This is a genomic window from Clostridium sp. UBA5119 (assembly GCF_002414285.1).
GTDB classification, from domain to species: Bacteria; Bacillota; Clostridia; order Clostridiales; family Clostridiaceae; genus Clostridium_J; species Clostridium_J sulfidigenes.
Genome location: NZ_DHYX01000107.1, coordinates 31,722 through 45,828, shown reverse-complemented (window position 1 = coordinate 45,828; position 14,107 = coordinate 31,722). Strand labels below are relative to the sequence as shown.

The window sequence follows — 14,107 nt, the reverse complement described above, 5'->3', positions numbered from 1 at the left end:
AATTGCTACTTTAACTGCATTTATTAATTCTGAACTATCCTCTACTCTGAATACCCCAAGTCCTAGTCTTGGCATTTCAATACCATTGTTTAAAGTAATTGTACTATTCATATTATCTATCATATTACTTCTTCTCCTTCTAACCCTTTAATTATTTTTATTAATATATTTATCTTATGAAATTCATAAAATTCTTTTCTTCTCTTTTTGGTGTTTCAACATTCTCTTTTCCAAATTCAACAAGTTTCATTAGCCAGGCCATATTCTTACCTAATACTCTCATTATTTGCATTCCCTCACTATCTTGAAGAACCTCATTTTCTGTTCTGCCATAAGCTACATTCCAATAATTTGATGTAGGCATTAACATTTCTGAATAATTAATATAATTATTCAATTGATCAAACACCGGAACTCCTCCTGATCTTCTAACTGCAACAACACTTGCTCCAACTTTATGTCTAAGCATACCGTCATTTACTGATGTTACAAGGAATGCACGGTCTAAGAATGATTTCATTGTTCCTGCAATAGCTGAATAATGAACTGGAGATCCTAATATAATCCCATCAGCCTCTTTCATTTTTTCAATCCATTCATTAACCCCATCGTTATTAATAACACACTTTTCATTCTTATTTCTACTACATCCGCCACAGGCTAAGCATCCACGTATTACCTTATTTCCAACATGAATAATCTCTACCTCAATATTTTTTTCTCTAATTCTTTTGCTATAATCTCTATTGATTTATATGTATTACCCTCCTTTTTAGGACTTCCATTAAAAGCAACTACCTTCATATTACATCTCCTCATCTTAATCTATTTTGTATTTGTCCACTACTTATGTTCTCATTATATAAATGCCTATAATACTTAACAAGTACGCACTTTTACGTTAGATGACTTACCTAAAGGTAGGATTTATTAAGATACCTTATTTATATAGGAAAATAAGATATTAAATATTAATATTTAACATTCTTTATTTACATTAAAAATTCTAGTATAATATCTTATGTAAAAACATTTGAAAGTAGGTAATTTAATGATTTCTTTCAATAATAAAACTTATGTTTGTTTATTAGATTTTGCAATGGATTTTATACGTGGTAAATGGAAGGCTCTTTTATTATGTAGTTTATATAATGAACCAAAAAGATTTTTAGAGCTTCAAAGAATTGTTAAAGGCATAAGCCAAAAAATTTTAAGTGAAAACTTAAAAGAATTAGAAAGTGATGGATTAATAGGTAAGGTAATATATGCTGAAATTCCACCTAAGGTTGAGTATCATCTAACTGATAAAGGGAAAGAAATTACTAAGATTATTAAAGAATTTGAAGCTTGGTCTATTAAATATTACCCCGATTTAGATGGCAGTTGTGAATAATATAATTAATGTTTCTTCTTCATGGAATTGTCATTAAAACTTAAAACTCCTATGTAATCACATTATACATGGGAGTTTTTTTACTTTATATTATATCAAATTTTTATAAAAAATAAGCATGTACAGTTTTGTGTTTAACAAGTCTGTCTACTCTCCCCTATATTTGAACCTCTAATGTAAAACTTATAATATTATATTTTCATATAACAATTTTAGTAAAATGGTTTTCACCTATAGATTCAAATCATATCTACTGTAACTACCAATCTACTAATAGAATGTATATTCTATATCAGTACCATCAAAATATATTATATCTTCATTATCAAAATGCCACTTAGATTTTAATCTATTAGGTAATAGTAAATCACCATTATTCTTATAATCTTCATATAGCGCAGACCATTTTCTATGTTCTAATCTTCCATCATTATAGATAAGTGCTCTATCATCAGTTGTAAATTCAACAAGCTCTCCACTGTCTAAGAATTTATAAATTCCACTTGCCTTTATGTTATCATATGTTATTGATACACCCACTGTATTTTTATCTATTTCTTTTATGTATACATCTCCACTTAATAGCTGTGACGGCATAAATATAATTTCGGCAAGCCATGTCACTAAAGCTGCTTTATTCATGTCTTTCCCGCGTTGATTGAATAGAGTAATATTTTTTGCTATTACTCCCTTCATCCCGCCTTCACCATTAATAAATGAGTCCAAGCCTTGAAATGGTATGCCATAAAGTGATGAATCTATAAAAGCAAATCTAGATGGAACATCTCCAAAAATATGCTCTGAATAATCTATTTTCAATGTTTTATTCATCTCTATATTTACAAAATCGGCATCCTTAAAATCAAAACTCACATGGTTACTATTCACTTTATTAACTAGCTTAGTATAGCTATAAAAATTCTGCATGGATTGTGGTAAGTCCTCCAATGTATATTTGGTAGCTTCTTTGTTTTCACTAGTATTTTCTTCACTTTCAACTAAATAATCCTTAAAGTTTGTTTTTAATCTTGAATAAGATACATTGAAATAAATAACTAATATAGATACTAATAATAAAATTACTCCTAAAATTAACCCCATTTTTCTCTTAACTCTCCTCTTCATTTTGTTTCTCCAATACCATAATATTTTTCTCTAATTGCTTTATCCCTTTAAATACACCTAATAACATTTCTTCATCAAAATCTGCAAACAAATTTTCAATATACTTTTCTTCGCTTTCCATTCTTTCTTCAAAATAGTCTGTACAGTAATTTGTTAATTCTAATCTTTGTATTCTCCCATCTTCTTTATCCTTAACTATTACTAAGAAGCCTCTTCTTTCTAATATATTAGCCATCTTTTTAACATTCTGTCTTGAAGTCCCCATTCTTTCCGCAGTCATTGAAATTGTTGGCGCTTCATATTTAAAGCTAGCTATAATAGCAATTAAAAACCATTGTTTTGTAGATATATTAGAATCGAATTTATCTCCTAGTAGTTGTAATTTATTAGATAAAGCAAATATACCTCCATATATATAAGCTTCCATTTTCTTACCCTCTTTTTTATCCACTATTCATCACACTCCATAAAAATTATATTCACTAATATTTACTTATCTCAATTTAAAGGTAACTGGTTACATATATAATTATACGTAACCAGTTACCTTTATGTCAATACTTACAAAGAGATAATGTATACTTAATTTTATTATAGTCTTTCTCTAATATCTTAAGCTCGATAAATATAATTGTTGTATGCTTTATTTCCCTCACTACCATGTAATACAATGAACTTATGTCGCCAAGTGCAGAAAACAAATCAATCCATGTATCAATGCCGTTTCTCAATTCACAAATATACACATCTTTTCATTCTCACAATATATTACTGTTGTGATGCTTTATAATACTATTATTAATTATAATATATATTTTTCATTATTAATCCCCTCTATAAACAACAACCGTTTTATTCTCATATTATACCATATCTATTAACCTACTTCGTAAATGCATACCATATTAAACAAATACTCCCTTATCCAACCTATGCCTACATAAAAAATCAGCGTTATGCATCAATCTTTTCATCATTTATATAATATTAAAGGGTAGATTTATAAAAATCTACCCTTATTTTCTGTTATAGGTCGTGGTTGATGTGTTAGTTGCCCAACGCACCTTGCACAAGAATCCCGGCGTGCAGAATTACCAGGTCTACCACGATCTTAACTTTATATTTTTCCTTCTTTTAACATATTAGTTAAATCATCAAGCATTAAATTAGCAGCTTTTATCCCACCTGCTGTATTCCAAATAGTATCATCTACTTTATAAGCTTTATTATTTTTTACAACATTTAGAGACTTAAACATCGNNATCATTTAACCACTCTTCTTCTCTAGCAAGACCTTTACCGTCTCCTAGTTCATAAGTAAAGTATAACATTACATCTCCATCAGCTTCATTTAATCTTTCCTTGCCTATTTCATTAACGAAGTCTGTTCCTTGTTGAGCTGCTGGTCTTTTAAATCCTATTTCTTTAAGAATAGTTCCAGAGAAAGTATCTCCAAGGTATATTCTAGTTTTTCCATCCATAAATCTCACAAGTGATATTTCATTATTTAATTTATCACTATAAGTTTCTTTTATAGAAGTAATCTTACTTTCATATGCTTGTATAGCTTTCTCACCTTCAGATTCTTTATTTAAAACTTTAGCATAGAATTTAAAATTATCCTTCCATTCGCCTCTTATTGTATCTGAATAAACAGTTGGTGCTATTGCACTTAATTGGTCATATATCTTTTCATGTCTCATTTTGTTTCCAATTATTAAATCAGGTTTTAAAGCAGCAATTGCTTCTACATTTGGTTCTGTCTCCTTACCAACAGGTTTAGCATCGGTAAGTTCATTTTTAGTATGTTCATACCAATCACCAGTAAAACCAGTTACAGCTCCAACTTGTTTAACACCAAGGGTAAGAAGCGCTTCTACACCCTCATTAGTTAATATAACAACATTCTTTGGATTTTCAGGAATTTCTGTTGTTCCCATAGCATGTTGTATAGATATAGTTTTAGAATCTGTTGTATTTTCTGTTTTATTAGAGCAACCAACAAGTAAACTTACAATTAGCATACTTGATAAAATTGCATATAATAATTTTTTTTGCATTTGTTATTCCTCCTAAAATTTATTATGGATTTTATCACTTAATTATGATATCATGTTTGAGAAAGATTATCAATAACAAATGATATCATTTTTCAATATTATAAAGCGGAGGAGTTATATGAAAAATATTCTAAAAAGTAATAGCGGTAGATGGATGTTACTTATATTACTTACAATATTCACTCTTATATTATGTTACTTAAGTATTACTAAAGGATTTATACCTACATCTTATGATACTTTAATAGATGCATATAAAGATTTTAATAATTCTCAAGAACATATAATCATAAGGACTTCAAGAATTCCAAGAACATTAAATTCTCTTCTAGTTGGAGGAGCTCTTGGAGTATCTGGACTTTTAACTCAAGGACTGACTAGAAATAAATTAGCCTCGCCAAGTATCTTAGGTATAAATTCCGGAGCAGTATTAACTTTGGTTATAGCTCTCACATATTTTCCTAATGTATCTTCACTAGGACTTTCATGGTTAGCCTTTTTAGGTGCACTAGGATCTTCTCTACTAGTTTATTTATTATGTGGAGGTCTTTCAGGTGACATAAGGCCTATGGACTTAACATTAGGAGGTACTGCTTTAGGTGCACTATTCTTTTCCTTAGCACAAGGTATTTTATATAAAAATGAGGCTGCACTTGAGCAGGTTGTTTATTGGATGACAGGTTCTGTTGAAGGGAAAAAATTAGAACTAATAGTTAAATTTATTCCAATAATATTAATAGTAATAGTATTTACGTTGCTTATCGGTAAAAAATTCAATGTATTTTCATTAGGAGAAGAAATGGCAAGGTCATTGGGTATGAAAACTCTATATTTTAAAATAGTTATAATAGCTATAGTTGCTATTTTATCTGGTGTATCTGTGGCTTTGGCAGGTCCAATAGCTTTCATTGGACTTATAACTCCACATATAGTACATAAATTTATTGGAACTGATTATAAATGGCTAATACCATTTTCTATATTAACAGGGGCATCTATACTATTGCTTGCAGATATAATGTCAAGATTTATAATTTATCCAAAAGAAGTCCCAGTTGGTGCTTTAACTGCACTTATAGGCGGTCCTTTCTTTATATATGTTGCGAAAAGGAGGACCAGACAATGATAAATATAAGTAAAAAAGCTATTAAGTTAAGTGCGCTTTTACTAGGGATTACTATCTTAATGATATTTTTTTCATTATGCCTAGGTGAAGCTATGGTAGGTCCATTAGATGTACTAAAAAGTATATTAGGAATAAATACAGGATTTTCATCTATTTTAGTTACGAAAATAAGGTTACCAAGAGTTCTTGTTGCCTTTTTTGTTGGAGCCTCTTTAGCATTATCGGGAGCTATACTTCAAGGAGTGGTTAAAAATGATTTAGCATCTCCAGATATATTAGGTGTAGTTAATGGAGGTTCCGTTGGAGCATTGGTGTTTTTAACTATTTTTATAGATCCTAAGAATAATTCATTAACAACATCTATATTATATATGCCTATATTTACTTTTATATTTTCGTTTATGGCTTTAATGTGTATTTTGCTTATAAATGGAAAATCTTCTTCAACAAATAAATTAATTATAATAGGAATTGGAGTCTCTGCTATTGCTAAGGCCATAACTAATATTCTTATAATAAATGGACCAATAATTTTTATAAAAGAAGCCACAACTTGGATAACAGGAAGTATATATGGTGCTAACTGGACACATGCAATACTGATTATAGTAATATTTAGTACTTTCGCTACATTAACATTAATATTTATTAAAGATTTAAATCTTCATCAGCTTGAAGATGAAGTTGTAATAGTCCTTGGTAATAAGCTACATAAAAGCAGGATAATACTCTTAGGCGTTTCTGCTGCATTAGCAGCGGGAGCTGTAACTATTGGTGGTGGTATATCTTTTGTAGGTTTAATAGCTCCTCACATTGCAAGAAAATTGGTAGATTCAAAGTTTGAAAATGTAATCCCACTTTCAATACTTATAGGTGGAATAATAACATTATTAGCTGATTTTGTATCTAAATGGTTATTTTATCCACAGGATTTACCTATAGGTATATTTACAGCTTTTATAGGAGCACCTTACTTTATATACCTTTTAGTTAGAAAAAGATACTACAAAAGGGGATGATAGAAATGATAAAAGCAAAAAATTTAAAGTTATGTTATGATGAAAAAATTATATTAGATAATATTAATATAAATATAGAAAAAGGAAAAATTACTGCCTTAATTGGCTCTAATGGATGTGGAAAATCTACATTAATAAAGGCCATAGCAAGAATACTTAAACCTAAAAATGGAGATATACTCATGGAGAATAGAGATATTCTTAAAATGCCTTCAAAGGAAGTTGCCAAGCTTATGTCCATGCTTCCTCAAAGTAGTAATGCTCCAGAAGATTTAACTGTCTATGATTTGGTGAAACAAGGAAGATACCCTTATCATAATTTATTATCATTTTGGAGTAAAAAGGATGAAAATCTAGTTTTAGAAGCCATAAAAAAGGTTGGACTTATAAACGATAAGGATATAAGTTTAAATAACCTATCTGGTGGTCAAAGACAAAGGGCTTGGATTGCATTATCTTTAGCACAAGATACAGATATCATCCTTTTAGATGAGCCTACAAATCATCTAGACATAAAGTATCAGCTAGAAATTTTAAATATTTTAAGAAATTTAAATGAAAAAGAAAATAGAACCATAGTAATGGTTATTCACGATATAAATCATGCATTAAAATATGCTGATAATATAGTTGCTATAAAGAATGGAAACATATTGGCTCAAGGCCCTAAGGATGAGATTATAAATGAAAAACTTATAAAGGATGTCTTTGATGTTGAATGTAATCTTATTAATTCTCCTATAGATAACTGTAAATTATGTGTACCTTTTATTTAAGTTTTATAATGAAAACATATTAAGATATAGTTATTCGTATCATAATATGATGTTATTATTGAGGTGTTCCACATCCTTTTGTTATACATAGATTAAAAGTTATACCTTATTGTAACTTAGATAAATTATTTTACAATAGGGAATAACTTTTTTATTAGTATAATTCTATTGCTATTTATTTTTCACATTTTTACATACTTAATCCTAACTTCAAAATTGGAAAATCTCTAAAATCCGCATGACCACAACAACTATTTTAATAGTTATATATTTCTATAGTTAAATAGGTTTATATTTTTATATTTTAATAGTTCCCTACATAAATTTTTTAAGGGAACCCTTAAAAAGAATTCCCTTAATTGAAACTTTAACAAATTTATAATCTTCTAATTGGGAAAAACAAATATAATTGTCCATCTTCTTCTGGGCAATTGTATTCAAATACAGCACCTGCTAACTTAATATCATTACTGTCCATATAATTTAAAACATAAGAAAAGGCTTCTTCGTATTCATTATCAACTTTTACATAAAGATACTCAAATGAAGGAACTGTCCACTTTGTCCAAGTATCAGGTGCTTCAGCATCATCTATGACTTCTATCCCCGCTAAATATAATCCTTTTGTAAAATTCTCTTCCCAATGGTGATAGCTTCTCGAAAAATCACTCATCAATCCCCAAACACCTAAAACATTTCCCTTTTCATCTTTCTTCGCTAGAAACTCAACCTCATTAAAATGATTATTGGCATTTTTCCACAGCTTACTTACAAAACCGCTTCCCTCTTTAGTTGAACCTTCTTTTCCTATTACTGAAAAAGAACTTTTAATACATTTTTCGATTTTAATATCCATTTGATTTCCCCCTATATAAATTAGTTGTAATTACTCCCCACTTTGTCATTTACTTAAAATGTAAATTTATTTAATCATTTAATACTAGTTCAGATTTAAATATTATAACAGCATTTCCACAAACCTCCACTTCAATAGGTTCTTTATCTTCTATTTTCACCTTAACTTCAATAATACCTGGTCGCTTTATAGCTTCACCCTGCTTAGCCTTGAATTCGAACAAAGAATTATTATGATTAACAAGATTATTATGGACAAGATATGCCCCTAAAGGACCATTTGCATTACCGGTTACAGGATCTTCATTGATGCCTATTGCAGGTGCGAACATTCTACCATGTATTAAAATGTCACTCTCCTGTGAATTAATCGTAAAAACATAATACCCATTACATTTAATAATCTTACTTAATCTAGAAAGTGCATCATAGTCTGGCTTTAATGTGTTTAAAATATCAATACTTTTTATACCAATCATAACCTTAGAATGACCTGTAGAAACAATCTGTATTTTATAATTTTCCAGTAAATCATTATTACTTATATTAAGTGCTGATAGAAGGTCTTTTTTATTTACTCCATCAATAATAGTACCAAACTCAATTTTACCTTGTGTCATAACTATTTTGTAATCATTATCTTCCTTTACTATATCAACGGGCAAAATTCCAGCACCTGTCTTTTGATAAACCCTTGAAGTATGGAGACTATTTTCAATAGCGCGGGCATAGTGAGCAGCAATAGTGGCATGCCCACAGATTGGTACTTCATCTGTAGGAGTAAAGAAACGTATATGAGCATCATACTCATTACTGTTTGAAGAAAAAATAAAAGCTGTTTCAGAGTTATTAAGTTCTCTAGCTATTTTTTGCATTTCATGGTCAGTTAATCCATCTGCATTTGTTATTACTCCCGCTGGATTTCCTGTGAATTTTTCTTTTGTAAATGAATCAATTTGATATAAATTATATTTTCTTGTCATGATTTACCCCCTAATATATTGTAAATTTATAGATTAAGTACTACTTTCTTAGTTTTGACAATTTACTAAAGTATTTATTACTCCACAACTTTCCCAAAGCAATGAAACTCTACATTTTTGGGAACAGCTATAGGGGCATATTTTTCATTAAGAGAAATAAGCTTAATTCCATCTCCACAAATAGAAATCTTTTTACAGTAGGAGTTATTTTCAAAGGCAAATTATAAAAACATAGCTTGGTCTTTACTAGCTTCAGACCTTTTATATGTTGGTAGAAGCACAAATGCAAAACTTAAAAGCTGGAGGAGCCTGAATTAGATATACTTGCAAAATTCAAGGCCGTGAAAAGTACGTATTTTACGAATCAAATTATAAATGGTTTGTGGAGGGAAAGTAGATAAAATAACCCTTCATAACACAGAAATGTATTATGGAGGGTTTCATAGATGAATGTAAAATGCTCCCTACCTCAATCTCGCTATGATATTTTTTTATAAAAATTAAGGATAGACTAAAATTAACCTATGGACTTTTTAATAATAAGAAATAGACTCGACTCATCTACTTCTTCAATGCTATAATCACTACCGAATTCCTCACCAAACTTTTTAAGTTCATCTTCAGAAAATGTATTAGCAACAAATCCGTCCTTACACACAATCATACCATCATGAGTTTTTTCCAAATCAATTTCTCCAAGCAGCCCCTTGTTCGCCTGTTCATAGAACCAAGCTATACGATGATTCCAAAATTTAGGGCTGTATGTGCTAAAATAAGCCTTTCCTCCAGGAATAAGCACTTTCATACATTGTCTAATTAAATCCATAGGGTATCCTTTCATAGCTGATAAACCATTTTGTAAACATAATACCACATCAAATTCTTCACCAAATTTAAGGTTGTGGACATCCATAACTTCAATACTGCATTTAGGGATTTCTTTTATATAATTCCTACCAAGTTCTACAGAGTCCTTTGAAATGTCGATACCTACAAGCTTTGATGCAAAAGGTGCCAGTTCCTTAATTATACGGCCATAGCCTGTTCCAACCTCCAAAATCTTCTCATTACCCTGTAAATTTTCACGCACAAATTTGATTTCTTCACCTAAATAACGCTTAATTCTTGGATATTTTGTATCGTAAACCTTAAACAATTTTGTAGAATTTAAACTTTGTTCATAGTAATTAGACACAAATACACCTCCCAATTACTGTTTATATTATATAATTTTTTAATATTTCTCTTGGAGAATTAGTAAATTTATCACTTGCTCCCCAGTCAAATCTAAATAGTCCTTCACCACCACCAGCTCCTATGCAGTGAACATGTGTAACATCATTAACATTATTTATGCATACTGTTAATGTAAGCCTGTTCCCTGCTCTATAGAAATGTTTTTCATAGACTATTACAATCATAGCATGAATATCATCAATATTTACAACATGATAATCTATCCTTTCACCTGTAATACTTCCATTTACTATTCCTTTATCTAATAATTCAGCTACTTCACTTAAGCTTAAATTAACATTAAAATTATCTCCAGTCATAATACTCATCTCCCATAAAATATTTAATTAATTCAATTTGTTTTTGTTCTACTATATGTTTATGAAAAATCACTATCCTTAAATTCATATTTATCTAATAGGTTATAGTTATTTTACACTTCTATTATAACATATTTTGTAATTAATCCTTGCTTAAAATATGGTATTTAAAGAGTTATACCTGGAAACATGAAGTTCTTTTCAACCTCATTATACCCAAAAGATTTATATAAATTTATTGCACGTTTATTAAATTCCCATACTTCTAGCTTTGTTTTATTCAAGTTTTTTGACAAGAAATAATTAAATATATACTTAACTATAATTTTTGATATTCCTTTGCCACGTGCTTCTGATAAAACATATAAAGTTTCAATATAGCCGTAACCGTGCTTTTCAAAGATTGTGCAACCACCTTGTATATTTCCATCAACTAAAAAATATAGATTTTTAAAATGCTTTTCCTTATTAAGTCTGGTCTTTCCCTCTGAAGCTCTTTAGCCCTTAGGAATACCGTATCAAATAATTTTTGTTTAACTTCGTCTTTTAAAAGCTTGTCTACATTAGATTCTATATCAATATCTATAAAGATAAGGTATGGTGTTTCATGGGCCTGATGATAATTTATATTAGGATATGTATAGGCACTTCCAAAATAGCTTCTATCATCACTAAAGGCTAAAAAAATATTTTCTTTACTATTACCATACTGATCTTCCTTTGGATTTTTTATTTCAATACTCATTTTATCCCCCATTTTATTTTCTTTTTACTGGAATCCATAACTCACAACTATAATTAATATATTGATCATCATCCCAAAAATACTTTTCTATACATGGTCCTTCTATTTGTTCAAATCCTGATGATGGAAACCATTCTGAATATATTAGCTTCCATAAATCTGCTATGGCAAGGGTATTAAAGTTATCACCCCTGCCATCGAAAACAGCCCATGTACATGAAGGTATGTTTACTATTTTATATTCATTAGGTATATCTTTATCAGGAACTTTCCACNNTATCTTCTACTTCCATCTTCTTTAAAATCATAATGAATTCCATAAAGCATATTCATTTTAGAATATCCTAAAAATTCATTAATCTTAAGATGAGTTCCATCCTCCCAAATCCTATCACAAAATTCTGGTATTTCTTTATACAATGCATTATCTATTAATGTGGTTAAAAAATCCACTCCAAAAAATTAAAACTCATCTTGTTTAACTATTCTATAATTAATTTCGAATTCCCCCTTGATTGATATTTGAAATGAGAGTTTTGGAAATGATTTAAGTCTTGTATTGCCCATTTTTTATCATAGAGGGTGTTGAACCATGAAGTCTTTGAAAAGCTTTAGTAAACGCATCTGGACTTTCATAACCATATTTAATAGCTATATCAATAATCTTTACATCTTTAGAAGATAACTCTTCACCAGCAAGTGTTAGCCTACGATTTCTAATATATTCTGTTAGTTCTTTGCCAAAGATAAAAAAATTCATTAAATTTAATTTCTTATTTATATTTTAAAAACAACCTAATTTTTCATATATTATCAAATTTTACTTAATTTTTATTATACATTACTTTAAAATTGAATTGAATAGCTTCTTGAGCTTCATGTGGCAAGTCTATAATCATTTCTTTTTTACCTATTGGAAAACAATAGTAAATTCATGTTANNATAATTAATTTGAAAATTGTAATTTAATGTGAATCAACTTTATTTTGAATAAATAGCAGAACAAAGGCTTTTCTAAAACATATTCTTAATCTAAATTACATTATGATAGGAGTGAATTATATTGGAAAATAAAATAAAAGTGCATTTCATGGGTATATGCGGAAGTGGTGCTGCACCTATAGCAATTATTGCAAAGAACATGGGGTTTGATGTTTCAGGATGTGACTTGAATATATCAGGATATTATAAAGATGCTCTTTTACAAAATAATATAGATATTTTAAAAGGTCATGATTCAAGCCATATACAGGATATTGATATTTTAGCTATATCACCTGCCATTTTAGATATTTCACCGGATCATCCAGAAATACTTGAAGCTAAAAGAAGAGGAATTTTAATGACATGGCAGGAGTTTTCAGCTAAATATGTGCAAAATGAAAAGTTTGTTGTTTCCATTGCAGGTACCCATGGTAAATCTACAACTACAATTTTAATGGGACTTGTTTTAGAAAATGGTGGTCTAGATCCAATTGTTGAAGCCGGAACAACCTTTAAAAACTGGGGTGGTGGATACAGGTTAGGAAAGTCAGATTACTTTATATGTGAAGCTGATGAATTCAATAATAATTTTTTAAATTATAGTCCTTCAATAGCTGTAATAAACAATGTGGAAATGGATCATCCAGAGTTTTTCAAGGATATAAATCATGTTAAGGATTCTTTTAAGAACTTTATAAAAAGACTTAAAGGTTCAAAAATTTTAGTTGTTAATGAAGATAGTNNAGGATATTATATAGATAATAAGCTTGAATTTCCTTTTTACATGGAGTATAAAGCAGAATTGACTTCAAATACTCCCGAATATTCATCCTTTAAAGTAGTAAATGGAGATAAAGAAAATAATTTCAAGCTTGGACTTATCGGTAAGCATAACGTTGAAAACTCTTTAGGGGTATTAATTACTGCCTTAGAGTTAGGTGTTGATATAGATGCAATAAAGAATTCATTTAAAAATTTTAAGGGAATAGGTAGAAGACTAGAATTAGTAGCAGATATTAATGATATTAAGATTTTTGATGACTTTGCTCATCATCCTACAGCAATAGAAACTACATTAGATTCAATTAAACTTAGCTATCCTAGAAAAAAGGTTTTTGCTATTTTTGAACCTCATCAACTTTCAAGAACTAAACTATTTTTTAACGAGTTTGCTACAGCATTAAAAAAGGCAGATAGAGTTATTATTACCGAACCCTTCTTAGGACGAGAAGCAAATAAAAACATAGAGCCAGTTAATTTAGATATGCTATGTAATAAAATAGATATAAATAAAGCTGAGTATATAAAAAGCTCTGATAAAATATGTAGTAAGCTCCTTAATGAAGCTAAAAGTGGAGACATAATTATAGTTTTTGGAGCAGGTGAATCTTATAAATTATCTAGAAAAATTATCAATGTATTAAAAGAATAAAAAAATAAGGTGTGTGATAAGTTATGAAATTCAACATAATTTATTACACACTC

The 14,107-nt window shown here is 29.3% G+C and carries 16 protein-coding genes and 2 pseudogenes; 5 read left to right on the top strand and 13 right to left on the bottom strand.

Annotated elements, in window-relative coordinates:
* Nucleotides 1–169: 169 nt before the first annotated feature.
* Nucleotides 170–804: pseudogene (locus B2671_RS16420) on the bottom strand (flavodoxin family protein).
* Nucleotides 805–1,051: 247 nt separating this feature from the next.
* On the opposite strand from B2671_RS16420, the gene B2671_RS16415 reads away from it, so the two are divergent.
* The gene (locus tag B2671_RS16415) at nt 1,052–1,393 is read left to right on the top strand and encodes a winged helix-turn-helix transcriptional regulator (RefSeq protein ID WP_035135739.1); all 342 of its coding nucleotides are present in this window, start codon (nt 1,052–1,054) and stop codon (nt 1,391–1,393) included.
* A gap of 270 nt (nt 1,394–1,663) precedes the next feature.
* On the opposite strand, the gene B2671_RS16410 is transcribed toward B2671_RS16415, so the two are convergent.
* From B2671_RS16410 to B2671_RS16400, 3 genes are all read right to left on the bottom strand, one after another.
* On the bottom strand, nt 1,664–2,518 hold the full coding sequence (locus tag B2671_RS16410) for a DUF6544 family protein (protein ID WP_346871364.1): 855 nt from the start codon (nt 2,516–2,518) through the stop codon (nt 1,664–1,666).
* Nucleotides 2,502–2,969, bottom strand: coding sequence for a MarR family winged helix-turn-helix transcriptional regulator (locus tag B2671_RS16405; protein WP_346871363.1), 468 nt, complete (start codon nt 2,967–2,969; stop codon nt 2,502–2,504). Before B2671_RS16405 ends, B2671_RS16410 begins: the two co-directional genes overlap by 17 nt.
* Before the next feature lie 799 nt (nt 2,970–3,768).
* Entirely contained in the window at nt 3,769–4,458 is a 690-nt protein-coding gene (locus B2671_RS16400; RefSeq protein WP_422653249.1) for an ABC transporter substrate-binding protein, read from the bottom strand.
* 238 nt (nt 4,459–4,696) lie between these two features.
* Here B2671_RS16400 and B2671_RS16395 point away from each other — a divergent pair, with 238 nt between their 5' ends.
* The 3 genes from B2671_RS16395 to B2671_RS16385 are packed head-to-tail and all read left to right on the top strand — an operon-like array spanning nt 4,697 to nt 7,499.
* The gene (locus B2671_RS16395) at nt 4,697–5,704 is read left to right on the top strand and encodes an iron ABC transporter permease (RefSeq protein WP_346871361.1); all 1,008 of its coding nucleotides are present in this window, start codon (nt 4,697–4,699) and stop codon (nt 5,702–5,704) included.
* The gene (locus B2671_RS16390; RefSeq protein ID WP_346871360.1) at nt 5,701–6,723 is read left to right on the top strand and encodes an iron ABC transporter permease; all 1,023 of its coding nucleotides are present in this window, start codon (nt 5,701–5,703) and stop codon (nt 6,721–6,723) included. Before B2671_RS16395 ends, B2671_RS16390 begins: the two co-directional genes overlap by 4 nt.
* Nucleotides 6,724–6,728: 5 nt before the next feature.
* A complete protein-coding gene (locus B2671_RS16385) occupies nt 6,729–7,499 on the top strand; it encodes an ABC transporter ATP-binding protein (RefSeq protein WP_346871359.1) in 771 nt (256 codons plus the stop codon).
* Between the two features lie 376 nt (nt 7,500–7,875).
* Here the strand turns inward: B2671_RS16385 and B2671_RS16380 are convergent, their stop codons facing one another.
* The 9 genes and pseudogenes from B2671_RS16380 to B2671_RS16350 form a co-directional block, all read right to left on the bottom strand.
* Nucleotides 7,876–8,355, bottom strand: coding sequence for a GyrI-like domain-containing protein (locus tag B2671_RS16380; RefSeq protein WP_346871358.1), 480 nt, complete (start codon nt 8,353–8,355; stop codon nt 7,876–7,878).
* 70 nt (nt 8,356–8,425) lie between these two features.
* Nucleotides 8,426–9,337 carry a PhzF family isomerase gene (locus tag B2671_RS16375; RefSeq protein ID WP_346871357.1) on the bottom strand — a complete coding sequence of 304 codons (912 nt, stop codon included), beginning with the start codon at nt 9,335–9,337 and terminating at the stop codon, nt 8,426–8,428.
* Nucleotides 9,338–9,414: 77 nt separating this feature from the next.
* Nucleotides 9,415–9,540, bottom strand: a pseudogene (locus B2671_RS17635) (S24 family peptidase); the annotation flags it as partial.
* Between the two features lie 314 nt (nt 9,541–9,854).
* Nucleotides 9,855–10,532, bottom strand: a complete 678-nt coding sequence (locus tag B2671_RS16370; RefSeq protein ID WP_346871356.1) for a class I SAM-dependent methyltransferase — start codon at nt 10,530–10,532, stop codon at nt 9,855–9,857.
* Nucleotides 10,533–10,554: 22 nt separating this feature from the next.
* The gene (locus B2671_RS16365; RefSeq protein ID WP_346871355.1) at nt 10,555–10,893 is read right to left on the bottom strand and encodes a DUF6054 family protein; all 339 of its coding nucleotides are present in this window, start codon (nt 10,891–10,893) and stop codon (nt 10,555–10,557) included.
* 167 nt (nt 10,894–11,060) lie between these two features.
* Nucleotides 11,061–11,315 (bottom strand): GNAT family N-acetyltransferase, encoded by a 255-nt coding sequence (locus tag B2671_RS17630; protein WP_414632645.1) that lies wholly within the window; start codon nt 11,313–11,315, stop codon nt 11,061–11,063.
* Nucleotides 11,316–11,326: 11 nt separating this feature from the next.
* Nucleotides 11,327–11,638 (bottom strand): hypothetical protein, encoded by a 312-nt coding sequence (locus B2671_RS16360; RefSeq protein WP_346871354.1) that lies wholly within the window; start codon nt 11,636–11,638, stop codon nt 11,327–11,329.
* Between the two features lie 13 nt (nt 11,639–11,651).
* Entirely contained in the window at nt 11,652–11,918 is a 267-nt protein-coding gene (locus tag B2671_RS16355) for a GyrI-like domain-containing protein (protein ID WP_346871370.1), read from the bottom strand.
* 267 nt (nt 11,919–12,185) lie between these two features.
* A complete protein-coding gene (locus B2671_RS16350; protein ID WP_346871353.1) occupies nt 12,186–12,398 on the bottom strand; it encodes a helix-turn-helix domain-containing protein in 213 nt (70 codons plus the stop codon).
* 330 nt (nt 12,399–12,728) lie between these two features.
* Here B2671_RS16350 and murC point away from each other — a divergent pair, with 330 nt between their 5' ends.
* Nucleotides 12,729–14,054 (top strand): UDP-N-acetylmuramate--L-alanine ligase, encoded by a 1,326-nt coding sequence (murC, locus tag B2671_RS16345; protein ID WP_422653248.1) that lies wholly within the window; start codon nt 12,729–12,731, stop codon nt 14,052–14,054.
* Nucleotides 14,055–14,107: the final 53 nt, after the last annotated feature.